A 24,130-nucleotide genomic window follows, 5' to 3' on the forward strand; every position below is an offset into this window, starting at 1 on the left:
CGGCTTGGGACCCGCGGGGTTGGCGTCACGCGCTCACACGGAGCGAGGGCACACCCAGCGAGACCGCACGCCGCTCACCGGTCGCGGACGGGCTCGGCACGGCGCACGACTCGGCGAGCGACCGATCCCACGCATCGCCGGCGCGCGTGCGGCGAACCCGAAGTCGTCCACCCTCGGGCGCATCGGCGAGGAGGTGGAACGGCGCAGCATGGGTCACCGCGACCGTGACGACATCGCCGGGCCGCGGGACATCCGAGCCTTCGGGCACCTCGAAATGCACGAGCCGGTTGTCTTCGGCGCGGCCCGTCAGGCGTCGGGTTTCGGCATCCTTCTTGCCCTCGCCCGTCGAAACGAGCACATCGAGCTCCCGGCCGACTTGAGCCTGGTTCTCTTCGAGACTGATGCGTTCCTGAAGTTCGATGAGCCGGTTGTAACGCTCCTGCACGACCGCCTTCGGAACCTGGTCGGCCATCGTCGCCGCCGGGGTTCCTTCCCGAATCGAGTACTGAAAGGTGAAGGCACTGGCGAACCGGGCGCGTTCAACGACTCGCATCGTGTCTTCGAAGTCCTCGTCGGTCTCGCCCGGGAACCCAACGATGATGTCGGTGGAGATCGCGGCATGCGGAATTCGTTCGCGCACACGGTCAAGGATGCCGAGGAATCTGTCGCTCCGATACGAGCGGCGCATGGCTCGCAGGATCCGGTCGCTTCCCGACTGGAGGGGCATGTGGAGCTGCGGCATGACCGCGGGAGTCTCGGCCATCGCATCGATCACGTCATCGGTGAACGCGGCAGGGTGCGGACTCGTGAAACGAATGCGTTCGAGGCCCTCGATCTCCCCCGCCGCGCGCAGCAGCTTGCCGAACGCCTGCCGGTCGCCGAACTCGACACCGTACGAGTTCACGTTCTGCCCGAGGAGGGTCACTTCGATCGCCCCGTCGTCGACGAGCAGTCGGATCTCGTTCAGGATGTCGCCGGGGCGCCGATCCTTCTCCTTGCCACGAAGACTCGGAACGATGCAGAACGTGCAGGTGTTGTTGCATCCGACCGAGATCGACACCCATCCCGACGCCGCACTGTCGCGCTTGGTGGGAAGAGTCGAGGGGAAGATCTCGAGCGCCTCGAGGATCTCGAGCTCCGCTTCCTCGTTGTGCCGCGCACGCTCGAGCAGAGTCGGCAAGGAACCCATGTTGTGCGTGCCGAAGACAACGTCCACCCACGGCGCCTTCTCGAGGACCCGCTCCTTGTCCATCTGCGCGAGGCATCCGCCGACGGCGATCTGCATTCCCTCACGCTTGTCTTTGCGGGACTTGAGGTGCCCGAGGGTGCCGTAGAGCTTGCCTGCGGCATTGTCACGAACCGCGCAGGTGTTGATGACAACGATGTCGGCTTCGTCACCGGCGGCCGCGCGTACGTAGCCAGCGCTCTCGAGCGACCCGGAGAGTCGCTCGGAGTCATGGACGTTCATCTGGCAGCCGAAGGTACGCACCTCATACGTCCGCGCCGCTCCCGTGGGTGACACGGCTGCGGCGGACGGCGCGATGAACGTCGGCGAAGCGGAGGGGGTGGTCATAGTGCCTGCCATTCTACGAGCCGCTCCGGGGTACTGGCCGAGTGCGAGTCTGGCCGACTGCGAGTCTGCGCGGGTATCGGTCACAGCAAGCCACCGATACCCGCGCAGCCGATAGATCCGAGGGTCGGTCTCAGTCGCGCGGGTCAGCCAACGCAAGCCGCGCCGCGGTCATCGCCACCCCCGGTGGGTAACCGCGTCGCTGCAGTTGACCGACGAGGCGACGGATCGCGATGTCGACAGCCACGCCACGGTAACCGCCAGCCTTCTGACGTGCGAATTCGAGAGCCCGTTCGGCGTCGTCATCGGGAAGCGTTGCCAGAGCCGCATCAGCGACGTCACGGGGAATGCGGCGCTTAGCGAGCACCTGGGCGATCGCGCGCCGCCCCTCGCGACGTCTGGTGACCGCGGTGTGCACAAGCTGCTCTGCGAGGTCGGCATCGCCAAGCCATCTCTTACCCACGAGTTCGGCCACGAGAACCTCTGCGACGACCTTCTCAACGCCGTCCGCGACCAGCTCATCCGTGGCTTCCGCCTCCGATAGTCCGCGCCGGCGCAACCGCTTGATCAGGCGATCGAGCGCAGCACGGGTGACGGCTGACGACGCGCGCGATTCCCCGTACGGGTCGGCGAAGTACGGGTCGTCATCATCCTCAGAAAGATCGTCGTCATCGACCCACGTCGAGTGCCACGTGCCCGCGGACAGTTCCGCGCAGGCTTCACCGCGATCTTCGCCGAAGAGGTCGTCGTCGCGGGAGACGGAGCCTCGCGAGAAGGCCGCGTCACCGAACAGCGGGATGACGGGGGCGAGCGACTGCTCGCCCCCGATCTCACGCGCCATGATCAGGCCGGGCGCCGCTTGGCGAGTTCGTCTTCGACATCACCCGCGGGCTTTGCCCCGCCGATACCGAGCTTCTCTTTGATCTTGGTCTCGATATCGGCCGCGATGTCTTCGTTCTTGAGCAGGAACGAGCGTGCGTTCTCTTTGCCCTGCCCCAGCTGCTCGCCGTCGTAGGTGTACCAGGCTCCGGACTTCTTCACGATGCCGTGCTCCACACCGAAGTCGATGAGGCTGCCCTCGCGAGAAATGCCCGTGCCGTAGAGGATGTCGAACTCGGCCTGCTTGAACGGCGGTGCCATCTTGTTCTTGACGACCTTGACGCGCGTGCGGTTACCGACGGCATCCGTGCCGTCCTTCAGCGTCTCGATCCGACGGATGTCCAGGCGCACTGACGCATAGAACTTCAGCGCCTTTCCACCGGCGGTGGTCTCGGGCGAGCCGAAGAACACGCCGATCTTCTCGCGCAGCTGGTTGATGAAGATCGCCGTGGTCTTGGTCTGGTTCAGACCGCCGGTGAGCTTGCGCAGCGCCTGGGACATGAGGCGAGCCTGCAGACCGACGTGGGAGTCACCCATCTCGCCCTCGATCTCGGCCTTGGGCACGAGCGCGGCAACCGAGTCGATGACCACAAGATCGATGGCCCCCGAGCGGATCAGCATGTCGGCGATCTCAAGCGCCTGCTCTCCTGTGTCGGGCTGCGAGACGAGAAGCTGATCGATGTCGACGCCCAGCTTCTGCGCGTAGTCGGGGTCGAGCGCGTGCTCAGCGTCAATGAACGCGGCGATACCACCAGCCTTCTGGACGTTCGCGATCGCGTGGAGCGTGAGAGTCGTCTTTCCCGAGGACTCCGGACCGTAGATCTCGATGATGCGGCCACGCGGCAGGCCGCCGACGCCCAGGGCTACGTCCAGGGCGATGGAGCCGGTGGGGATGATCTCGACCGGTGCGCGCTCGTCGCTGCCCAGTCGCATCACCGAGCCCTTTCCGAACTGCCGGTCGATCTGCGCGAGCGCTGAATCGAGCGCCTTCTCGCGGTCTGCGGGTGTGGGCATGGCGTGTGCTCCTTCAGCACTCGGTCCGTCGTCGGTCTATCCGGCTCCGGAGAATCGGCCGCCTGTAGGCTGTCGCGCTGCGACTCGGATGAGTATCAGTGCGACAAGGCGTGTGGTGTCGTTCGACGCTGCTCACGGTACGTGGGGGTTCCGACATTGCTGCCGGTCGGTCCGCGTGTCGTGAGGGAACGCCTTCTCGACTCCACTTGTGCAGGAGACTACGCGGTCATCGAACAGATCTTCGACGACACGCCGCCGTGTCAGCGGCGAGGTTCGAGGCGACCGACGCCATACCGGCGATGCGCGGGCACGTCGGTCTCCGCGCACAGCGCGATCCATACGTCCCGCGTCGGGACACCGGCCGCGATCGCCTCGGTGGCAGTTCGCCCGCCGACGCCGGAAAGAACCAGGTCGGCCAGAAGTGCAGCTGCTTGAGCACCGAACTCGTCGGTGACGGCGCGGTCGAACTCGCTACGACGCATGCAGATCGCGGCGCTGGTCAGCGCAGCGAGAGCTCGGCGTCCATCGACGCGACGAGCTCGTCGGGGACGACGTCGGGGAAGGTCTGCAGGCCCTCGAGCACGGCGAGACGGTCTCCGACTTCGCGCATGATCGTAGAGATGGGAACATCGAGCGCCTCGGCGACCGAGGCGAGAATCTCGCTCGATGCTTCCTTCTGACCGCGCTCGACCTCGCTGAGGTAACCGAGCGCGACACTCGCGCGGCTGGCCACCTGCCGGAGGGTGCGTCCCTTCTGCTGGCGGAAGTCACGAAGGACTTCGCCGATCTCTTGACGAACCAGGATCATTTCGGGCCCCCTCCTTACTGACCTATTCCGTTGTTGTCCGGGGTGGACAACAGTACAACACCGATGTGAGCCAATCTAACGCTGCCCTCTGTGGAATGGGTGGGAATCACCGAAAGTAACGCATCCGAAACATCGCGTGTTCCCGCCTGCGACCTTCGCTCGCTCAGAGCGAAACGCGCAGCATCTCGAGGGCAGCCGCGACCGCTTCCGCACGAATCGCCGCCCGATCACCGGCGAGTTCAAGCTCGGTGACCGCCTCACGCTCCGGTGTCACGACGGCAACATAAACGCGTCCGACCGGTGCTCCGTCCTGCGGGTCGGGTCCGGCAACGCCGGTCGTCGCTAGCCCGACCTCGGAGAGCGCACCACCCTGAGCGGTTGCGACCCGGATGCCGCGGGCCATCTGAATCGCTACGTCCGGGTGTACCGCGCCCTCGCGGCCGAGGAGCGCAGCGTCCACCCCGAGAAGGCTTGCCTTCAGATCGGTGGCGTACGCAACGATGCCGCCGCGCAGGACGTCCGACGCTCCAGGGACCGACACGAACGCCGAAGCGAGTGAACCCCCGGTCAACGACTCGGCAACACCGAGCCGCCAGCCTCGGGCGCGAAGCGTCTCGAGAATCTTTGACGCAGCCGTGGAGACATCGGACGTCATGACTCTGCCGAGCGCGCCGCCTCACCGCGCCGCGGGCGAGCGGCTCGGACTTCGGTGACGACATAGTCGATCCCGCTCGCGATGGTCAGGATGACGGCGATCGTCATCGCCACACCGTTGACCCAGAAGATCCACTCGCCGACGAGGTTCCACAGCGGCAGTAGGGCGAGCGAAAGCGCAACGGCCTGCGCGACGGTCTTGAGCTTTCCCATCCAGGCTGCAGCCAGCACATGATCGCTCACGACGATGAAGCGATAGATGGTGATTCCGACCTCGCGAATCAGAACGACGATCGTGATCCACCAGGGCAACTCGCCGAGGATCGACAGCCCGATGAACGCGAAACCCGTGAGCACCTTGTCGGCGATCGGGTCCAGGAGCTTGCCGAGGTCGGTGACGATCTCGTACTTGCGGGCGAGATACCCGTCGATCCCGTCCGTGGCGATGGCGACGATGAAGATCACCGCAGCCCACCACCGGAGCGCGCCATCCGATCCCCCGTCTGCCAACAGCATCCAGAGGAAGACCGGCGCCATGAGGATGCGCACGATCGTGATCGCGTTGGGCAGCTGCCGCGGAATCGCCATGGGCCGAGCCTACTGCGCGAGGCCTACGCCGCTCGCTGGACCTGACCGGTCAGTCGCGACCGGTCAGCCCCCAAGCATCCTCGCTGCCCTCGTCACCGTCGACGACCTCGTACCCCGCGAACTGCCCATCGACCGCATCGGGACCGTACGGGTCCTCGGATGCCGCACTCGGCGCGTCCTCGCCGCGCAGACGCGCAAGCACGTCCGGGAGCTGCTCGGCCGTGACAAGTACGTCGCGCGCCTTCGACCCCTCGGAAGGACCGACGATCTCACGCGACTCGAGCAGATCCATCAGGCGGCCAGCCTTCGCGAAGCCGACGCGGAGCTTGCGCTGGAGCATCGAGGTCGAGCCGAACTGCGTCGAGACGACGAGTTCTGCTGCAGCCAGCAGCAACTCGAGGTCGTCACCGATGTCGGCATCCACTTCTTTCTTCTCGGCAGCCGCCTGCACGTCCGACCGATACTCGGGGCGCGCCTGCCCGGTCACATGAGCGACGACCTTCTCGATCTCGGACTCACTGACCCACGCACCCTGCACACGCAGGGTCTTGGAGGCCCCCATCGGCAGGAAGAGGGCATCGCCCTGGCCGATCAGGCGGTCAGCACCGGGCTGGTCGAGGATGACGCGAGAGTCGGTGACGCTGGTCACCGCGAAGGCCAGACGCGAGGGCACGTTGGCCTTGATGAGGCCGGTCACGACATCCACAGAGGGTCGCTGGGTCGCCAGCACGAGATGGATGCCGCTCGCTCGCGCCAGCTGCGTAATGCGCACGATCGAGTCTTCGACGTCGCGCGGGGCGACCATCATGAGGTCGGCGAGCTCGTCGACCACGACCAAGAGGTAGGGGTAGGGCTTGAGGACCCGCTCGCTGCCCGGTGGAAGCTTCACCTCGCCGGCAACGACGGCACGGTTGAAGTCGTCGATGTGGCGGAAACCGAACGACGCGAGGTCGTCGTAACGCATGTCCATCTCTTTCACGACCCACTGAAGAGCTTCTGCAGCTTTCTTGGGGTTCGTGATGATGGGGGTGATCAGGTGCGGCACGCCCGCGTACGAGGTGAGTTCCACGCGCTTGGGGTCGATCAGGACCATCCGTACCTCGGAGGGTTTGGCGCGCATCAGCAGGCTCGTGATCATCGAGTTTACGAAGCTCGACTTTCCCGAACCCGTGGAACCTGCCACCAGAAGGTGGGGCATCTTGGCGAGGTTCGCCACGACGAACCCTCCCCCGACGTCCTTGCCCACGCCGATCGTCATCGGATGGGTGGACTGGGTAGCTGCCGCTGACCGCAGGACGTCACCGAGCGTGACGATCTCGCGGTCGGTGTTCGGGATCTCGACGCCGATCGCACTCTTGCCGGGGATCGGCGCGAGGATTCGCACCTCGTTGGATGCGACGGCGTAAGCGATGTTGTTGGTGAGCGCCGTGATGCGCTCGACCTTCACGCCGGGACCGAGCTCGATCTCGTACTGCGTGACTGTGGGCCCTCGGGAGAACCCGGTCACCCGCGCGTTGATCGAGAATTCCTCGAAGACACTCGTGATTGCACGGACCACCGCATCGTTGGCTTCCGAGCGCGCCTTCGCGGGAGTCCCCGCCGAGAGGTTGTTCACCGACGGGAGACGGTAGGGCGCGGTCGGAGCCGAGCGGGGTGCGTCGCTGCCGATCCCGATCAGGCCGGGCAGCGCGGCATCCTCGTCATCGGCATCGTCATCCTGCAGGCCCGTGTGCGAAGCGCGGACCGCCTTCTTCGCGCCGTCGAGGACGGCAGGATCGATGACCTCGGTGAGAGCGTCGGGGGCCGGCGCATCCGACGCGACCGCCGCGAAGGCCTGATCGAAGCCTCCCTCGGGCGGACCCGGCGGAAGGAGTTCGGTGAGGAAGTCATCCGTCGACATGCCGCCATCGGGATCCTGCTCGCGCCCCGAGCTGTTCCGACGCCACCACGGCAAGGACGTACGCTCGGCAGACTCGGTCTCGTCGGTACCGGCCGACTCGGCGGGGGCCGTGGCACGCTCCGCGCCGAACATCCAGGCATAGAGCTCACCCAGACGCCTGCCGATGCGGTTGGGCGGGGTCTTGGTGAGGATCAGGATGCTGAGGATGCCGAGCAGGCTCAGCACGATGCCGGCACCGATCGAGGTCAACCCCAGAGCGAGCGGCTCGCCGAGCATCCAGCCGAAGACGCCCCCTGCGGCGCTGAGCGCCGGCAGGCCGTCACGCGGCTGCGGGCGGCCGCCGTAAACGTGGGCGAAGGCCGCGATGACCAGGATGATGAGGCCGAAACCGATTCCGATCCTGCCGTTGTCGTGAACGGATGCCGGATGACGAAACAGCCAGCCCGCGAGGATTACCAGCAGCACCGGCAACACGAATGCAAAGCGGCCGACGAGAGCCCCGACCGAGTAGGCAGAGATCGTCTCGCCGATCTCTGAGCCGATGAAAAACCACTCCACGACCGCACCGGCGACTGCCAGCAGCACGAGGAAGAACGGGAAGCCGTCGCGGCGCTGGTCTTTCTCGAGAGTCTCGGGACCGAACGCGCGGAACAGGCCGCCCGTCGCGTGCGCCAGGCCCATCCACATCCGCACGATCAGTGCGGGGCGCTCCTCATCACCGACGTACCGCTTTGGCGCCGGCGCTGACGCGCGCGAACGCGAACCCTTGGCGGGCGCACGACCAGAGGTCGAGGTCTTGGTGCTACTCCTCGGCATGACCTCCACGGTAGGTGCGACCACCGACAATTCCGCGGAACGACGCGGCCTGTCGGCATCCGCCCGTATCCATCGACGAGCGCAGCCGTCACCCTCTCGCCGAGAATTCCATCGGGCGCCGAGAATTCGCTCGGGCGGCGCCTCCCCGGGCGCCGGATCGGATTCTCGCTGTCAGGGCGTAGACGGATGCTCCCGTCAGCGCAAGCGCTTGACCATGGTGTCGCGGCCGAAGCCGCTCTGGACCACGGCGAAACCCTCCGTACGGTAGAAAACCGCGGCGAAGTTGCCGCGCTCCACGCTCAGGCTCAGCCGCGCGAAGCCCTCGGCACGGGCTTTGTCTGACAGTGAACGCAGGAGTGCGCGGCCGACCCCGTGCGCGCGCCAGATGGGCCGCACCCCGATGATCAGCTCGGGAACGCCCGTCCCGACGTAGCCGAACCCCGGATCGGATCGGGGAAACATCCGATACCACGCCGCCCCGATCGGCTCGCCCTGCGGATCCGACGCAACGAACCCCGCATCCCCCGGGCGAATCCAGCCCGAGACGTACCTGCCGTGCTCGGGGGCGGTCAGCACCTCGTATCGCGGCCGCGAGCGCCCCGGAGACCAGTTGGCAGCCTCGACGACCATGTCACCCAGGAACGCGCCGTCGGCGGCGGTCGCCGGGCGGATGCTGAAGGTGGCGGGCATGCCGTGATTGTAGCGAGTGGCCGAACCACCGCCGATGGGGTGGCCCCGAAGCTCAGGCCTCGATGACCAGCGGCACGATCATCGGTCGGCGACGCAGGGACTGGTTGACCCACCGGCCAATCGTTCGGCGCACGACCTGTGAGAGCGCATGGTTGTCTCGCACACCGGACTGCGCGGCTTCGGCGAGCGCTGCAGCGATCTTGGGCTTCACGCTCTCGAAGACTGCCGCGTCCTCCGCAAAACCTCGCGCGTGGACCTCGGGGCCGGAGATGATGCGCCCGGTCGCGGCATCCACGACGACGATGACCGAGATGAAGCCTTCTTCGCCGAGGATGCGCCGGTCCTTGAGGTCGGCGTCGGTGATCTCACCGACGCTCGACCCGTCGACGTAGACGAAACCGAGGTCGAGCTGACCGACGTTGCGCGCGACGCCGTCGCGAAGGTCGATGACCGACCCGTTCTCGGCGACGATCGTGTTCTCGGCCGGGACGCCGGTCTGCTGTGCAAGCTGAGCATTGGCCATCAGGTGCCGGTACTCGCCGTGGACGGGCAGCACGTTGCGCGGTTTCAGGATGTTGTAGCAGTAGAGCAGCTCCCCCGCTGCAGCGTGACCCGACACGTGGACCTTGGCGTTGGCCTTGTGCACGACGTTGGCGCCGAGCTTGGTGAGCCCATCGATGACCCGGTAGACGGCGTTCTCGTTGCCGGGGATCAGACTCGAAGCGAGAATGACGGTGTCGCCGGGTCCGGGCTCGATCTCGTGGTCGAGGTTGGCCATGCGCGAGAGCACCGCCATCGGCTCTCCCTGCGACCCCGTCGACATGTAAACGATCTGGTCGTCGGGCAGATTCCGCGCCTTCTTGTAGTCGATCAGAAGGCCGTCGGGAACGTGCAGGTAGCCGAGGTCTTCGGCGATCGTCATGTTGCGCACCATGCTGCGACCGAGCAGCGCCAAACGGCGTCCGTGGGCAGCTGCGGCATCCATCACCTGCTGAACGCGGTGAACGTGGCTGGAGAAGCTTGCGACGATGACGCGGCGCGGTGCCTTACCGATCACCTGGTCAAGGACCGGACCGATCTCTTTCTCGAGGGGCGTGAATCCCGGCACGTCGGCGTTGGTGGAGTCGACGAGGAAGAGGTCGACCCCGGCTTCACCGAGGCGCGAGAACGCCCGCAGGTCGGTCAGGCGCCCATCCAGCGGGAGCTGGTCCATCTTGAAATCGCCGGTGGCCAGCACCGTACCCGCCTCGGTTCGGATGGCAACCGCGAGCGCGTCGGGAATCGAGTGGTTGACCGCCACGAACTCGAGCTCGAAGGGGCCGAGACGCTCGACCTGTCCCTCCTTCACCGTGAGGGTGTAGGGACGCAGGCGGTGCTCCTTGAGCTTGGCCTCTGTGAGGGCAAGGGTAAGCCCCGAGCCGATCAGCGGCAGATCACCCTTGAGCTTGAGCAGGTACGGAACGGCGCCGATGTGGTCCTCATGGCCGTGCGTGAGCACGATGCCGACGATGTCGTCGAGGCGCGACTTGAGCGGTTCGAAGTCGGGGAGGATCAGATCCACGCCCGGCTGGTGCTCCTCGGGGAAGAGCACGCCGCAGTCCAGGACGAGGATCTTGCCGTCGAACTCGAAGATGGTCATGTTGCGGCCGACCTCGCCGAGACCCCCGAGCGGGATGACGCGCAGCGTCCCCGATTCGAGCGGGGGCGGGGCGAGAACAGCGTTGGACATGCGACTCCTATCGGCGCTGGGAATCAGCGCGTGGTGCCCGAGACCTTGGGCAGGGCGCCGCCGGCGGCAGCGTTGCGGTCAGGGCGGAAGTTCGAGAAATCGACACCGGGAACACCCGAGACAAGGGCGAGTTCGTCCTCGATCTTGGCGGCTTCCCATTCCTCCGGGCCAACCAGCGGCAGGCGCACACGGGGGCTGGTGATCCGGCCGAGCCCGTGGAGGATGTACTTGGCCGAGACGGTGCCGGGAACGTGGGTCATGACGGCCCGCACGAGCGGCTCGAGCTGGCGGTGGGCTGCGGTTGCTACCGCCAGGTCACCGGCGTTGACGGCATCCACGATCACACGGTAGGGCTGCGCGGCGATGTTGGCGGTCACCCCGATCAGGCCGGTCGCCCCGATCGACAGGTGCGGCAGCACGTTCGCATCGTCGCCCGAGAAGTACATCAGGTCGGTCTGGTTCAGCACGCGGCTGACCTCGCTGAAGTCGCCCTTGGCGTCCTTGATGGCGAGGATGTTCGGGTGCTTGGCAAGCCGCAGGATCGTCTCGTACTGGATCGGAACTCCCGTGCGGCCCGGGATGTCGTAGAGGATGACCGGGAGGTCCGTGGCGTCGGCGACGAGACGGAAGTGGGTCAGGATGCCGGCCTGAGTCGGCTTGTTGTAGTACGGCGTGACGATCATGATGCCGTCGGCACCGACCTTCTCGCTGGCCTTGTAAAGCTCGATCGCGTGGGCGGTCTCATTGGAGCCGCCACCGGTGATGATCTTCGCCCGACCGGCTGCGACGTCCTTGCCGACCTCGACGAGGCGGATCTTCTCGGCATCCGTCAGGGTCGAGGTCTCCCCCGTGGTTCCCGTCACGACGATGCCGTCGGCCCCGGCGCCGATCACATCGTCGATGTGCTTCTCGACCGCCGGCCAGTCGACCTCGCCGTCGGCGGTCATGGGAGTGACCAGCGCGACGAGCACCTGCCCGAAAGGGTTTGTCGAGTGCGTCATGGGTTCAGGCTATCGGTTCGGCATCCGGCGGCGCCTCGGCGCTCTAGCCTGGTGCCATGTCGTGGCGCACAGAATCCTCGAGATCGATCTATGAGAACCGATGGATCGCGGTTCGAGAAGACAGCGTCAGCGGCCCTGCCGGCGCAGGGATCTATGGCGTGGTCAGGATGCAGCATCCGGCAGTTTTCGTCGTGGCCGTCGATGCGCACGACCGGGTCTGCCTGGTCGCCCTCGAGCGATACCCGACCGGCAACCGCTCCATCGAGGTTCCCGCGGGCGGCACCGATGGTGAATCTCCCCGCGATGCCGCGGAGCGCGAACTGCGTGAAGAGACCGGGCTCCAGGCGAGCGAGTTCACCGAGATCGGCTTCATGTATGCCCTCAACGGCATCGCCGACGCCCCCGAGCACGTCTTCCTCGCAACCGGCCTCGAGCCCGTCGCCGGAGCCGATGCGACGGATCGCCACAAGGAGGGGATCGACGAGGTGTCGTGGGTGGCCTTCCCCGAGGTGCTGGGGATGATTCGTGATGGCGTGATCAGCGACGGCGAGACGATCGCGGCGCTGATGTTCGCCGCCATCCACCTGGGGCGAGTGAGCTGACGAGTCTCAGCGACCGCGGCGGCCCGCGGCTGCAGAGACGGATGCCGGCAGCAGGCGCGCGACGGCGGTGATCGCCTTCCACTTCACCGACGGGATCGAGACGGCCCGGCCGCGGGCGGCATCGCGCAGGGATTGCTCGACGACGACGTCGGCATCGAGCCAGAGCCAATCGGCCACGCCCTCGCGGCCCGGCGCCAGCCCCATCCGCTCATGGAAGTTCGTGTGGGTGAAGCCGGGGCAGACCGCGGTCACCGTCACCCCGGACGGTGCATACGCAGCGTTAGCCCAGCGCGAGAACTCGACCACCCAGCGCTTGACGGCGCCATAGGTCGATCGCGGTGTATAGGCGGCCACGGATGCGACATTGATGATTCGCCCGTGCCCCCGGCTGAGCATCGGCCCGAGGGCTGCGTGCATGAGCCGCATCGGTACCTCGACGTGCAGCTCCAGGTGCCGCGCTTCGTCCTCGATGTCGTTGCGTTCGAACGCGAGGGGCAACCCGAACCCGGCGTTGTTCACCAGGACCTCGATGGGGCGCTCGGGGTCGGTCAACCGGGCTTCGACCTTCGCCCGCTGCCGCGGCTTCGTCAGGTCGGCAACGAGTACCTCGGCCTGAACGCGGTAGCGATCGCGGATCTCGGTGGCAACGGCATCCAGGGCTGCCCTGTCCCGTCCCACGAGCACGACATCGGCGCCCCGTGCGGCGAGGCGGCGAGCATACTCGGCGCCGAGCCCCGAGCTTGCCCCGGTGACGAGAACGGTCTTCGGCATGCGACTCAGCGGGTCCTGGGGCAAGCCATCACGGAGCGACGCGGCCGTTGGCTGCAAAGGCCGCGTGTGTCATCGGCATCAGCGTCGCCCACAGGTCTTCCATCTTCTCGGCGCACATCTCGATCTCGCGCTGCGGGAACGAGGGGAAGTGAGAGCCTTCGACCTTGGTCCGCAGCGACAAGAAGTTCATGAGCGACCGGGCGTTCATCGTGACGTACATCGACGAGTAGGTGTTCAGCGGCAGCACGATGCGCGCAACCTCGCGGGCAACGCCCGCATCCAACATCCGTTGATACGCCGCGAACGCGTGCGCTGACGCCTCGCGTGTCGCCTCGTCGACGATCTCGGTCTGCTCGGGGGTGCCGTCGATGAAGTCGTAGGCGCCAGGTTTTCCAACCTGCACGAGCTTGCGCTCGGGAGCGGGAACGTAGAACACCGGACGCAACTCCCGGTACCGACCCGATTCCTCGTTATAGGAGGCGATGCGGTGGCGCATGAACTCACGGAAGACGAAGATCGGCGCCTGCACGTAGAAGGTCATCGAGTTGTGCTCGAACGGGGAACCGTGCCGGTCGCGCATCAGGTAGTTGATCAACCCACGGTCGCGATCGGATGCTTCAACCCCCGCTGCCGCGTCGCCGAGGGTCTGCTCACCCAGGGTTGATACCCGCGCCGCGAACAGAACGTCAGAATCTGCGGCACTGGCTCGGACAAGCTCGACTGTTACGTCGCTGCGAAACTCGATGTCGGTCACGGCTCACACCCTACTCGCGCAACCTCGCGCGGCCCGGTGCGCACCGGGCGCGTCCTGCCTCCTGCAGCCGGCGCTCTGCCCGCCGTCGTGTCACAGTCCGTCACGTGCGCCCCTCCCCGGCCCAGGTCGCTTAGTGTGGGATGCCGTGGAACCCGTCTCTGCTCTCATCGGCATCGCCGTTCTGGTCGCGGTCAGCGCCGTGATCGGCATCCTGCTGCGTGCCCGTCAGGGACGCGCCCGGCGTGATGTCAACCATGAGATCGTCGAACCCGCACGCCTCGGCGCGGACCGGCTGGGGGACGCGGCAACCCTGCTGCAGTTCAGCACGGAGATGTGCAGCAGATGCCCCGGCGTTCACCGGACGCTCGGCGAGATCGCCGCGTCGCGTCCCGGGGTTCTTCACCTGGATGTCGACCTCACCCACCGCCCCGACATCGCGCGCCATTTCAATGTGCTGCAGACCCCCACAACCCTCGTGCTCGACCGTAACGGCGCAGTGCAGACCCGATTCGGCGGAGTGCCCAACCGCCACGTACTCGAGCTCGAGCTTCAGCGACTGACGACGGAGAGCGCCCATGTCTGACAAAGCCCGCGGCATCGACCCCCGGGGTCCGCGGTTCGCCGCCGCAATCACATCCGTCCTGCTGCTCATCGACGTGTTCCTGGGACTTATCGGCGCCAGTATCGCGGCCTTCGTGCTGCTGGTCGTGATCGCCCTGCTGTTCCTGTGGGGCGTCGTGGCGCCGCGCACCGCCCCGTGGGGCGCCCTGTATCGCGGCCTCATCCAGCCCCGTCTGGCTCCGCCCAGCGAGCTCGAAGACCCGCGCCCGCCGCGCTTCGCCCAGGGGGTGGGACTGTTCGTCACCGCGATCGGCATCCTTCTGTTCCTCGTCGGCGTTCCCTGGGGAGTCCCTGCCGCCGCCGCTGCAGCGTTCGTCGCAGCCTTCCTTAACGCCGTGTTCGGGCTGTGCCTGGGATGCCAGCTCTACCTCGTGCTGCAGCGAGCAGGGGTTCTCGGCCGGCGCCCCGCGGGCGCTGCCTGACCGATGCCTCCGGCCGGCGCCGCGGGTTTTGCCACGAGCCTGCCCTCCCCCGCGAAACGCCATTAGGCTGACCGCGGAAGCGCCCACTCCGGGTGCATGACGACCAGGGAGGTCCCCATGTCCGTGACGAGCGAAGCCACCACCGTCTGGAACGGCAGCCTGACCGATGGGTCGGGAAAAGTGACGTTCGACAGTTCCCACCTCGGCACGTTCGATGTCAACTGGAAGGCTCGTAGCGAAGGCTCCTCGACAGTCACCACGCCCGAGGAACTCATCGCGGCAGCTCACGCTTCCTGCTTCAGCATGGCGTTCTCGCACGAGCTCACCCAGAACGGCACGCCACCCGAGTCAGTGCGCTGCTCGGCAGCTGTCACCTTCATCCCGGGCACCGGAATCACCGGAAGCCACCTCAACGTGCACGCATCCGTGCCGGGCCTGTCGCAGGAAGACTTCGACCGCATCGCGAACGCCGCGAAGGCCGGATGCCCCGTCTCGGCAGCCCTCGCGGGAATCGAGATCACCCTCGAGGCGACGCTTGCCTGAGTCCGCTCTGCGACACGTCGTCATCGGCGGAGCGTCCGGCCTCATCGGCCGGGCGCTCGCCGAGAGTCTGCGGGCCGACGGTGTCCGCGTGACGACCCTCGTCCGCACCCCCGATCCGGGTGCTGACGAGGTACCGTGGCTCGTCGACTCCGACGTGCTCGACCCGGCAGTGCTGGACGGCGCAGACGCGGTCATCGGTTTGAACGGGGCGAGCATCGGCCGATTCCCGTGGAGCTCGTCCTACAAGCACACACTGCTGTGGTCGCGGGTCACGCCCACGCGGGCCCTGGCACGTGCCGTTCGGGAGCTGGGCGAGAACGCCCCGCACTTCGTGTCGGCCTCCGCCGTCGGCTACTACGGCACGCATCCTGGCGGCCCGATCGCCGAGGACGCCCCGCGCGGGGACGGATTCCTCGCAGATCTGTGCGGCGAATGGGAGAGCGCCGCGTACGGCGCCGGGGATCACGCTCGCGTAGCGACGCTGCGAACTGCGCCGATCATCCACCGCGATGGTGTACTCAAGCCCCTCATCCTGCTGACGAAACTCGGGCTCAGCGGTCCCCTGGGACGAGGCACGCAGGTGTGGCCGTGGATCTCGCTGGATGACGAGGTTCGCGCGATCCGACACATCATCGACATCGGCACGACGGGGCCCGTGAACCTGTCCGGCCCGACGCGCGCGACGGCGAATGACATCGGGTTCGCTCTGGCACGGGAACTGAACCGCCCGTACCTGCTGCGCGCGCCCGAGTGGGGCCTGAAGCTCGTGCTGGGGACAGACCCTACCGACTCGCTCTTGACGACCGACGCCTACGTCATCCCCGAGGTGCTGGCCGCGTCCGGCTTCTCATGGATGCACGAGAGCGCGGAAGAAGCGGTACGGGCTGCCATTGGCCGGCGCTGACCGCTCTCGTCAGTTCTGCGGACCCTGCCCGCGCTCGAGCCGGATGGCAGTTCGCACTGCCGCCCGCGCACGACGTCGGTCTCCGGCCGCGTCGTAGACAATCCCGAGTCGATACCAGGCCCGCCAGTCCTCGGGTGCGCTTTCGACTTCCGCTTTGAAGCGCGGAAACAGCGCATCCCCGTCCGCGCGCATGACCCGCCCGCTGGGGCGCACCGCGACCAGATCATCCGGTACCTCCCCCTCCGCTTCAAGGCGTCGACCGAGTTGTTCGGCGCGCACGCCGAACCACAGCTCGCGCCACAGCGCCCAGACCGCGATCACCGGCAAGACGACCAGCACCGCCCCCATCGCCACGCCGACCGGGTCGCCGCTGATGAGCAAGAGCCAGGCCCGCTGGGCCACCAGCACGATGTACAGCAGCAGAAGCGCCGCCATCACTCCGACGGCGATGCGCGAACTCATGCGCCGGTGGCGCGGGCTACCTGCCCCGGCACGCCGCCCTCGTCCACAGGGGCCTGGTCGGCAAACGACGGCAGGCGGATGCCGATGTCAAGGAAGGTGTCAAGCCCGATGACGACACTGCCCGGCTCGACACCGGCCACGCGGCCGGCGACAGCTCTGAGCACGAGCCGGATGCCTGGCGCATAGGCGGCTGCAGGGTCAATGGTGTCGTGGGTGAGGGTGAGCGTCTCCCCCGGCCCCGAGAGCACGACATCCTGGCTCGCAACCACTCCAGGCCGCCTGAGGGAATGAATGGGAACGCTCGCAACCTGCTGACCTCGTGCGCGCTGGTCGACATGGGGAGCGGCCACTGGGCCTGCATCTGCACGGGCCGCAGAGATCAGCTCAGCGGTACGCACAGCGGTTCCGGAAGGCGAGTCGATCTTGGTTTCGCGGTGCGCTTCGATGATCTCGATCGATGGGAAGAAGGGAGCAGCGGCGGCAGAGAGCGCTGAACCGATCACGGATCCGAGCGAGAAGTTCGGAATGAATACCGCCCTGATGCCAGCCTGTTGGATCTCGGGCCGGACCCGCGCGATACGTTCGGCCGACCACCCCGACGTCCCGACGATGATGTCGATCCCCCGCTGCGCTGCAGCGCGCACCACGTCGATCGACACGGCGGGAATCGTTGCGTCCACGACGAGATCGGCGCCGTCAAGCGCTGACATCGCTGACCGCGAGTCGAGCTCAGCATGGATCTCGAATCCGGGCTCAGCAGCAACGACATCGCGGATGATTCCGCCGAGCTTGCCCGTGGCACCGACGATGGCGACGCGTGTGGTCATGGGTTCCAGCCTATCCGCGGCGTCCGGCCGCGCAGCGCACGCTCAGAACGCGTAGGCCTCGGGAAGCCCGGTGCGGTCTTCGACAGGAATATGGGCGAGGTCGTTGTGGGACAGGAGCGTCCACGGTCTCCCCTGCTTCTGTGCCAGGACCGTCAAACCACAGTTCGCCTGATTGAGCGTCATCCACTTCCACTCGGGGGCCTGCAGGACCTCGCGAACGAACCAGCCGATGACGAAGTTGTGGGTCACGAGCAGTTCGTGGACCTCGCCGGATTTACGCACGAGGAAGGCGTTGACGGCATCGGCCATCTGCGCGCGACCCGCTTCGACCTCTTCCTCGGTGACCGCTCCGAAGAACGGCTCGAACACAGCCGGAGTCTCCTCGACCATGCCCGTGGGTACGCAGTCGAACAGCAGCGCCGACGGCGTCGGGGTGAGGGCCGGCATCCGCTCGGCGATTGCCCGCGCTGTCTCGGCGGCACGATCGAGCGGGGAGTGCCAGAGCGCGTTGAAGGGGATCCCCGAAAGGCGGTCGGCCAAGAAAGCTGCCTGGCGCTTGCCGCGCGGGGAGAGGGGTCCGTCGATCAGGCCATGCTCGGCATCCAGATGCTCACCGTGGCGAACGAGATAGATGTAGTGGGTCACGGGGCCGCTTCCTCGACGTGCTCGGAACAGTCCTACCCTAACCTCTCGGCCCCGGGCGGGAGGTTTCAGTCTGCTGCTCGGGCGATATCGGCCAGCTGGGCTCGCGTGAGCCGCACACCCACGCCCTGCACGAGCTCGTCGACCTGGTACGGGGCGAACGCGTTGATGATCGGGGCCGTGATGATGCGCTGCGCAAGGAGCCAGGCAACGGCGACCGACGCGTTGGTGACACCCAGCTCGGCAGCAATCGCATCGAGAGCCTTCAGGGTGCGGGTACCCCGCCGGTTGACGTTTGCTGTGATCTGCTTCGCTCGAACCGACAGCGGTCCGTTAAGACGGTCGCGGTGCAGACCCGACAAGAATCCGTGCTCAAGGGCGTGGGAGGGCGTCACCGCCATCGACTGCGCGCTGGCCACCAGGCGCAGATCGCTGTCGAACTCGTGCCGCCGCAGCACGTTGAAGGGAACGTCCAGAACCGAGATCCGCGGATAGCCGGCAGAGCACAGGATTCGAGCTTCCACGAGCTGCGCAGCCTGATACCCGATCGCCCCGATCGCGCGGACCTTGCCCGCGCTGATGAGCCACTCAGCGGTGGCGAGCGTCTCCTCCACAGCAGTGGTCGTGTCTGCCCGAGCGTCGAGGTAGAGGACATCAATGCGGTCAGTACCCAGGCGCGTGAGCGAGGCCTCAGCGGCCCGCACGAGGTCGACAGGGCCGAGCCCCGGGTGATCGGGATGGGCACCGACGCGCACGGCCAGCACGATGTCATCGCGGATGCCGCGGTCTGCCATCCATCTGCCGATGATGTGTTCGCTGCGGCCGCCCGAGAAGCTGTCGGCCGTGTGGATGGCGTTGCCGCCGGCACGCACATAGGTGTCGAGGATCTCGTGGCTGGTGGCTGCGTCCACTGTCCAGCCGAACTCACCGCCACCGAGGATCAGGGGGAACACCGATATCCCGGTCTCGCCGAGATCGACGCGCACGTTCGACCCGAGCGGCTGACCCAGGACGGGAATCGGGGCGGAGGGATGAGCGGGGTTCACCGCTCCGGCTCCTGCCGTTGCTGCGGCACCGACGCCGAAAACAGCCATTCCCTCACCCCCTTTTCACGGTGTCCGTGGTGGTGAGTCACGGATACCGGCGCGCTCCCCGGCGCGTGTTTCGAGGGTACGGCGTAACAGCGGCGGCGCGGCGGCGCCAGGCGACACAGGCGTGAATATTACATAACGCTTCGATCACGCCCGAATGCGAAAACGCCCGCCCCCTCGGGGACGGGCGTTCTCAAAACCAGGCTCAGCCTTCGGCCGGAGCCTCCGGACCCTCGTTCGCCGCAGCGCGGCCCTCCTGGTCGGCGGGCTCGTCGATGACGGGCTCGAGCGAGAGCTTGCCGCGGTCGTCGATCTTGGTGATCTTGACCAGCAGCTTCTGCCCGACCGAGAGGACGTCGTCGACGTTCTCGACACGCTTGCCGCCGGCGAGCTTGCGGACCTCGCTGATGTGCAGCAGGCCATCCTTGCCGGGGAGCAGGGAGACGAACGCACCGAACGTTGCGATCTTCACGACGGTTCCGAGGAACTGCTCGCCGACCTCCGGGTTGGTGGGGTTGGCGATCGCGTTGACCTGGGCGCGGGCGGCCTCGGCCGACGGACCGTCGGTTGCGCCGATGTAGACGGTGCCGTCCTCCTCGATGGAGATGTCGGCGCCGGTCGCATCCTGGATCGCGTTGATCGTCTTTCCCTTGGGACCGATGAGCTCACCGATCTTGTCGACCGGGATCTGCACGCTGATCACGCGCGGAGCGGTCGGCGCCATCTCGTCGGGGCCGTCGATAGCGGCATTGATGACGTTCAGGATCGTCAGACGCGCTTCCTTGGCCTGCGTGAGAGCTGCCGACAACACCGACGACGGGATGCCGTCGAGCTTCGTGTCCAGCTGGATCGCCGTGACGAACTCGCTCGTGCCGGCAACCTTGAAGTCCATATCGCCCAGTGCATCTTCAGCACCCAGGATGTCGGTCAGCGCCGCGTAGCGGGTCTGACCGTCAACCTCGTCCGAGACCAGGCCCATCGCGATACCGGCGACGGGTGCACGAAGCGGCACGCCCGCGTTCAGGAGCGAGAGCGTCGAGGCACACACCGAGCCCATCGAGGTCGATCCGTTCGAGCCGAGGGCCTCGGAAACCTGGCGGATGGCGTAGGGGAACTCCTCGCGCGGCGGCAGCACCGGCACGAGCGCGCGCTCGGCCAGGAAGCCGTGGCCGATCTCACGTCGCTTCGGGCTACCAACCCGGCCGGTCTCACCGGTCGAGTAGGGCGGGAAGTTGTAGTGGTGCATGTACCGCTTGCTCGTCGTGGGCGAGAGCGAATCGATCTGCTGCTCCATCTTGAGCATGTTCAGCGTCGTGACGCCCAGGATCTGGGTCTCACCGCGCTGGAAGATCGCCGAACCGTGCACGCGCGGGATCACCTGGACCTCGGCATCCAGCGGACGGATGTCGGCAAGTCCACGACCGTCGATGCGTACGCCCTCGGTGAGGATGCGACCGCGGACGATCTTCTTCGTCACCGACTTGTACGCTGCCGAGAACTCACCCAGCGCCGTCTCGGGCAGCTCGCCAGCATCAACGGCTGCGACCAGCTCTGCCTTGACGGCATCCTTGAGCTCGTCGTCGGCGTTCTGACGCTCGACCTTGTCGGCGATCTGGTAGATAGGGACGAGCTTGTCGTACGCGCGACCGGCGACGAAGTCGTAGGTCTCGTCGGCGTAGGCGGGGAAGACCGGGTAGGGCTGGATCTCCTTGGCGGCGGTGTTCGCGACGACGTTCTGCGCGGCGACGAGCTCCTTGATGAAGGGCTTGGCGGCCTCGAGACCCTGTGCAACGACCTCTTCGCTGGGCTTGGTGGCGCCGCCCTTGATGAGGTTCCAGCTGCCCTCGGTCGCTTCAGCCTCGACCATCATGATCGCGACGTCACCGTCGGGCAGGACACGCCCGGCGACGATCAGGTCGAAGACGGCATCCTCGAGCTGCTCGGCCTTCGGGAACGCCACCCACTGGTCGGCGTGCTCGCCGTGACCGGGGATGAGCGCCAGGCGCACACCCGCGATCGGGCCTGAGAACGGTAGACCGGAGATCTGGGTAGACAGGGACGCTGCGTTGATCGCGAGCGCGTCATAGAACTCGCCCGGTGCGATCGAGAGCACCGTCACGACGATCTGGACCTCGTTGCGCAGCCCCGAAACGAACGAGGGGCGCAGCGGACGGTCGATGAGGCGGCACACCAGGATCGCCTCGGTCGAGGGGCGACCCTCGCGACGGAAGAACGAACCGGGGATCTTGCCTGCGGCGTAGGAGCGCTCTTCGACATCCACCGTCAGGGGGAAGAAGTCGAATCCCTCGCGAGGGTGCTTTCCGGCGCTCGTGGCCGAGAGCAGCATGGTTTCCTCGTCGAGGTAGGCGGCAACGGCGCCCTGGGCCTGCTGAGCGAGGCGTCCGGTCTCGAACCGAACGGTACGGGTGCCGAAGCGGCCGTTGTCGAGAACGGCTTCAGCGGCGGTGATTTCAGGACCTTCCAAGAGGTCTCTCCTTCTTTGTTTCGACTCGCGCACCCGTGTGGTGCGCGAGCACATGCGAAGGAGCAGGAACAGGCAGTATCGAGCGTGCGGCCTTAAGCCGCGTGAATCGTCGGCGCTGGCCACCAGTAGAAGACCACCCGGCGTAAGACGACGGGGAACCCACCACAGGGGACCAGCTTCCTGCCGGCCTGCTCCATGAAGCTCACTGTGAAGTTGAGCGGATGCCGTAAGGCAACCCGAACGATTCTATCAGGGCCACGCTGGCCGCACCGGGTCGACCGGCCGCAGCTCCGGCGACTGCTGCACCGGACGAGGCGCGGAATCCGGTGTGACCGGCGACAGCGTCGTCGAGATCGATCGCCGTGAGATCGTGACGTAGTCAGCGTGCTTTGCGCTCAGGCCGTCTCCGGCGGTGCGTCCACGAAGCCGTCGCCACAGCCAGGGCACGGCGTCGCGACGCACCCAGCCGCGCGGGTTCGGGCTGTCATCGTCATGGAAGGCCGAGTCGAGGCTTGCGAGCTCGTCAGCGTAGGGCACCCCCAGCGCTTCGGCGGCCCGGTAGGCAACGAACCGGTGTCCCTTCGATCGGAAGTGGACCTTGTCATCGGCCCACATGTCGAGGTCACTGATCGCCGGCTGGGCCTCAAGATCGAGCAGCATGCAGCCGGTGTCGGCGGCGATGCGTCGAATCTCGGAGTTGTAGATCGCGACACGTCGCGCGAAGATCATCGCGGCCCGGCGCCGGGGCAGCACGATACTCACCAGCAGCACGTCGATGCCACGGGAGCGCAACTCCACGACAGCCCGCTCGAGTCCCTTCGCCAGGGTGAGAGGATCAGCGCCGCGGCTGACCAGATCGTTCGCGCCCATGAAGACCGACACCAGATCCGGCTCCATCTCCAGCGCACGCGGTAGTTGCTCGACGAGGAGGTCCCGGATCTTGCGGCTGCGCACGGCAAGATTCGCATATCGGAACGGCTCCGCGGTCGCCGGAAGTCTCGCCTCTCGGGCGCCGGCCAGCAGATCCGCGAGGCGGTCGGCCCACCCGCGGTACTGGCCCTTCGGCATCCGCGAGGTGTCGCACAGTCCCTCGGTCAGAGAATCCCCGAGAGCAACGAAACGGGACCAGCGGGGCGCCCCCTCGGTCGCTGGCGCTGGCGGCGCTGCTGGTCGCGTCGCGGCGCGGGCGAACAGGGAGTCGTCGATCGGGCGCAGCATCCGAGCCTCGGCGTAGTGGCCGACGAGCTGGCGGCCCAGGGCCTCCCAGGTGCGATCGCGCACCGACTCGCGCGCCGCGGTCGCAAACGCGCGCCGCTTGGCATCATCGCCGACGAGGTCTGCCACCCGCGCACGGAGGTCGGCGAGGTCTCCCGGCCGATAGAGCCATCCGTCGACGCTGCTACGAACGAGATCGACCGGTCCACCTGTTCCCGTCGCGACAACCGGGACTCCCGCCGCGAGCGCCTCCTGGATCGTCTGGCCGAACGTTTCGCTTTCGCCGGGGTGGACGAAAACGTCGAACGAGGCCATGGCCTCGCCCAGCGCATCGCCGGAGAGGTGTCCGAGAAAGACAGCACGCGGCAGGGCGCGCTCGAGCGCGGGTCGCGAGGGTCCATCACCGACGATGACCAGCCGGGTTCCCGGAAGATCGTGCAGGGCGGCGAGGTCTTCGACCTGCTTCTCGGGGGCGAGCCGCCCGACGTAGCCGATGATCGCCTCACCCGGGGCGACCCGCTGCCGCCAGCTGGCACTGCGATGTTCGGGAGCAAAACGCACGGCATCCACTCCCCGCCCCCACCGGCGCAGGCGATCGATGCCGAGACCTTCGAGCTGGGACATGCTCGCCGAGGACGGCACCAGGGTCAATGTCGCACGGCGGTGCAGTCGGGTGAGGTGCGACTGCACGATCGATGTCGCAGCCGGAAGCCCGTACTTCTGGGCGTACGCGACCACATCAGTCTGGTAGACCGCGACAACGGGAACCTTGAGCGCGTCGGCGGCAGCCGTTCCTTGCCAGCCGAGCACGAACGGCGATGCCAGGTGAATGACATCGGGCTGGAACTCGCGCAGGTGCGCCGCAAGCTTCGCCGCGCGAGCGAACACGACGCGAACCTGTGGGTACGAGGGCAATGGCACTGACCGGAGCATCGTGGTGCGAGCGCCGGAGAGATCAGCGCCGCGCAGATCCACCTCGACGTCACCGGCCCTGGGGGCGATGACGAGGGTGTCGTGCCCTTCGTTTGCCAGATGACGAAGGATCTGGAGCACCGAGCCGGTGACTCCGTTCATGTGGGGGAGGAACGATTCCGCCAATACCGCGACTCTCACGTCTCCAGGGTGACGCGTGTCGGATCGCC

24 protein-coding genes are annotated in these 24,130 nt (G+C 66.8%); 5 read left to right on the top strand and 19 right to left on the bottom strand.

Annotated elements, in window-relative coordinates:
* Nucleotides 1–25: 25 nt before the first annotated feature.
* The 11 genes from miaB to dapA form a co-directional block, all read right to left on the bottom strand.
* A complete protein-coding gene (gene miaB, locus AB0O89_RS08975; protein WP_363496502.1) occupies nucleotides 26–1,573 on the bottom strand; it encodes a tRNA (N6-isopentenyl adenosine(37)-C2)-methylthiotransferase MiaB in 1,548 nt (515 codons plus the stop codon).
* Between the two features lie 130 nt (nucleotides 1,574–1,703).
* Nucleotides 1,704–2,411 (bottom strand): regulatory protein RecX, encoded by a 708-nt coding sequence (locus tag AB0O89_RS08980; RefSeq protein WP_363496505.1) that lies wholly within the window; start codon nucleotides 2,409–2,411, stop codon nucleotides 1,704–1,706.
* 2 nt (nucleotides 2,412–2,413) lie between these two features.
* The gene (recA, locus tag AB0O89_RS08985) at nucleotides 2,414–3,463 is read right to left on the bottom strand and encodes a recombinase RecA (protein ID WP_363496508.1); all 1,050 of its coding nucleotides are present in this window, start codon (nucleotides 3,461–3,463) and stop codon (nucleotides 2,414–2,416) included.
* Nucleotides 3,464–3,723: 260 nt separating this feature from the next.
* On the bottom strand, nucleotides 3,724–3,945 hold the full coding sequence (locus AB0O89_RS08990; protein ID WP_363496511.1) for a DUF3046 domain-containing protein: 222 nt from the start codon (nucleotides 3,943–3,945) through the stop codon (nucleotides 3,724–3,726).
* Nucleotides 3,946–3,962: 17 nt separating this feature from the next.
* Nucleotides 3,963–4,271, bottom strand: coding sequence for a helix-turn-helix transcriptional regulator (locus AB0O89_RS08995; protein WP_300591430.1), 309 nt, complete (start codon nucleotides 4,269–4,271; stop codon nucleotides 3,963–3,965).
* Between the two features lie 163 nt (nucleotides 4,272–4,434).
* Entirely contained in the window at nucleotides 4,435–4,926 is a 492-nt protein-coding gene (locus AB0O89_RS09000; RefSeq protein WP_363496514.1) for a CinA family protein, read from the bottom strand.
* The gene (gene pgsA, locus AB0O89_RS09005) at nucleotides 4,923–5,513 is read right to left on the bottom strand and encodes a CDP-diacylglycerol--glycerol-3-phosphate 3-phosphatidyltransferase (RefSeq protein WP_300591428.1); all 591 of its coding nucleotides are present in this window, start codon (nucleotides 5,511–5,513) and stop codon (nucleotides 4,923–4,925) included. The genes AB0O89_RS09000 and pgsA overlap by 4 nt, the downstream gene beginning before the upstream one ends.
* Before the next feature lie 49 nt (nucleotides 5,514–5,562).
* Entirely contained in the window at nucleotides 5,563–8,229 is a 2,667-nt protein-coding gene (locus AB0O89_RS09010; RefSeq protein WP_363496517.1) for a DNA translocase FtsK 4TM domain-containing protein, read from the bottom strand.
* Nucleotides 8,230–8,424: 195 nt separating this feature from the next.
* Nucleotides 8,425–8,919 carry a GNAT family N-acetyltransferase gene (locus tag AB0O89_RS09015; RefSeq protein WP_300591426.1) on the bottom strand — a complete coding sequence of 165 codons (495 nt, stop codon included), beginning with the start codon at nucleotides 8,917–8,919 and terminating at the stop codon, nucleotides 8,425–8,427.
* Between the two features lie 52 nt (nucleotides 8,920–8,971).
* Nucleotides 8,972–10,648 (bottom strand): ribonuclease J, encoded by a 1,677-nt coding sequence (locus AB0O89_RS09020; protein WP_363496521.1) that lies wholly within the window; start codon nucleotides 10,646–10,648, stop codon nucleotides 8,972–8,974.
* Nucleotides 10,649–10,671: 23 nt separating this feature from the next.
* Nucleotides 10,672–11,649, bottom strand: a complete 978-nt coding sequence (dapA, locus tag AB0O89_RS09025) for a 4-hydroxy-tetrahydrodipicolinate synthase (protein WP_300591424.1) — start codon at nucleotides 11,647–11,649, stop codon at nucleotides 10,672–10,674.
* A gap of 56 nt (nucleotides 11,650–11,705) precedes the next feature.
* Between dapA and AB0O89_RS09030 the strand changes: the two genes are divergently transcribed.
* Nucleotides 11,706–12,251 (top strand): NUDIX hydrolase, encoded by a 546-nt coding sequence (locus AB0O89_RS09030; protein ID WP_363496524.1) that lies wholly within the window; start codon nucleotides 11,706–11,708, stop codon nucleotides 12,249–12,251.
* Nucleotides 12,252–12,257: 6 nt separating this feature from the next.
* Here the strand turns inward: AB0O89_RS09030 and AB0O89_RS09035 are convergent, their stop codons facing one another.
* Both AB0O89_RS09035 and thyX read right to left on the bottom strand, forming a co-directional pair.
* Nucleotides 12,258–13,022 (bottom strand): SDR family oxidoreductase, encoded by a 765-nt coding sequence (locus AB0O89_RS09035; RefSeq protein ID WP_363496527.1) that lies wholly within the window; start codon nucleotides 13,020–13,022, stop codon nucleotides 12,258–12,260.
* A gap of 28 nt (nucleotides 13,023–13,050) precedes the next feature.
* Nucleotides 13,051–13,776 (bottom strand): FAD-dependent thymidylate synthase, encoded by a 726-nt coding sequence (gene thyX, locus AB0O89_RS09040; protein ID WP_363496530.1) that lies wholly within the window; start codon nucleotides 13,774–13,776, stop codon nucleotides 13,051–13,053.
* A gap of 145 nt (nucleotides 13,777–13,921) precedes the next feature.
* Here thyX and AB0O89_RS09045 point away from each other — a divergent pair, with 145 nt between their 5' ends.
* From AB0O89_RS09045 to AB0O89_RS09060, 4 genes are all read left to right on the top strand, one after another.
* A complete protein-coding gene (locus tag AB0O89_RS09045; protein ID WP_363496533.1) occupies nucleotides 13,922–14,359 on the top strand; it encodes a thioredoxin family protein in 438 nt (145 codons plus the stop codon).
* Nucleotides 14,352–14,819, top strand: coding sequence for a DUF4395 domain-containing protein (locus AB0O89_RS09050; protein WP_363496536.1), 468 nt, complete (start codon nucleotides 14,352–14,354; stop codon nucleotides 14,817–14,819). Before AB0O89_RS09045 ends, AB0O89_RS09050 begins: the two co-directional genes overlap by 8 nt.
* 117 nt (nucleotides 14,820–14,936) lie before the next feature.
* Nucleotides 14,937–15,362: an OsmC family peroxiredoxin gene (locus AB0O89_RS09055; protein WP_363496539.1), complete on the top strand. Its 426-nt coding sequence runs from the start codon at nucleotides 14,937–14,939 to the stop codon at nucleotides 15,360–15,362.
* Nucleotides 15,355–16,266: a TIGR01777 family oxidoreductase gene (locus tag AB0O89_RS09060; protein WP_363496542.1), complete on the top strand. Its 912-nt coding sequence runs from the start codon at nucleotides 15,355–15,357 to the stop codon at nucleotides 16,264–16,266. Before AB0O89_RS09055 ends, AB0O89_RS09060 begins: the two co-directional genes overlap by 8 nt.
* Nucleotides 16,267–16,275: 9 nt before the next feature.
* On the opposite strand, the gene AB0O89_RS09065 is transcribed toward AB0O89_RS09060, so the two are convergent.
* The 6 genes from AB0O89_RS09065 to AB0O89_RS09090 all read right to left on the bottom strand — a co-directional run bounded on the left by AB0O89_RS09065 (nucleotide 16,276) and on the right by AB0O89_RS09090 (nucleotide 24,101).
* Nucleotides 16,276–16,728, bottom strand: coding sequence for a hypothetical protein (locus AB0O89_RS09065; RefSeq protein WP_363496545.1), 453 nt, complete (start codon nucleotides 16,726–16,728; stop codon nucleotides 16,276–16,278).
* Nucleotides 16,725–17,555: a 4-hydroxy-tetrahydrodipicolinate reductase gene (gene dapB, locus AB0O89_RS09070; RefSeq protein ID WP_363496548.1), complete on the bottom strand. Its 831-nt coding sequence runs from the start codon at nucleotides 17,553–17,555 to the stop codon at nucleotides 16,725–16,727. The genes AB0O89_RS09065 and dapB overlap by 4 nt, the downstream gene beginning before the upstream one ends.
* Nucleotides 17,556–17,597: 42 nt before the next feature.
* A complete protein-coding gene (locus tag AB0O89_RS09075) occupies nucleotides 17,598–18,200 on the bottom strand; it encodes a histidine phosphatase family protein (protein ID WP_300595098.1) in 603 nt (200 codons plus the stop codon).
* Nucleotides 18,201–18,265: 65 nt separating this feature from the next.
* Nucleotides 18,266–19,291 (bottom strand): aldo/keto reductase, encoded by a 1,026-nt coding sequence (locus AB0O89_RS09080; protein ID WP_363496551.1) that lies wholly within the window; start codon nucleotides 19,289–19,291, stop codon nucleotides 18,266–18,268.
* A 202-nt stretch (nucleotides 19,292–19,493) separates the two neighbouring features.
* The gene (locus AB0O89_RS09085; protein ID WP_363496554.1) at nucleotides 19,494–21,773 is read right to left on the bottom strand and encodes a polyribonucleotide nucleotidyltransferase; all 2,280 of its coding nucleotides are present in this window, start codon (nucleotides 21,771–21,773) and stop codon (nucleotides 19,494–19,496) included.
* Nucleotides 21,774–22,022: 249 nt separating this feature from the next.
* Nucleotides 22,023–24,101 (bottom strand): glycosyltransferase, encoded by a 2,079-nt coding sequence (locus AB0O89_RS09090; protein ID WP_363496557.1) that lies wholly within the window; start codon nucleotides 24,099–24,101, stop codon nucleotides 22,023–22,025.
* Nucleotides 24,102–24,130: the final 29 nt, after the last annotated feature.

It is taken from the genome of Microbacterium sp. NPDC076895 (assembly GCF_040687115.1).
In the GTDB taxonomy this organism is placed as follows: domain Bacteria; phylum Actinomycetota; class Actinomycetes; order Actinomycetales; family Microbacteriaceae; genus Microbacterium.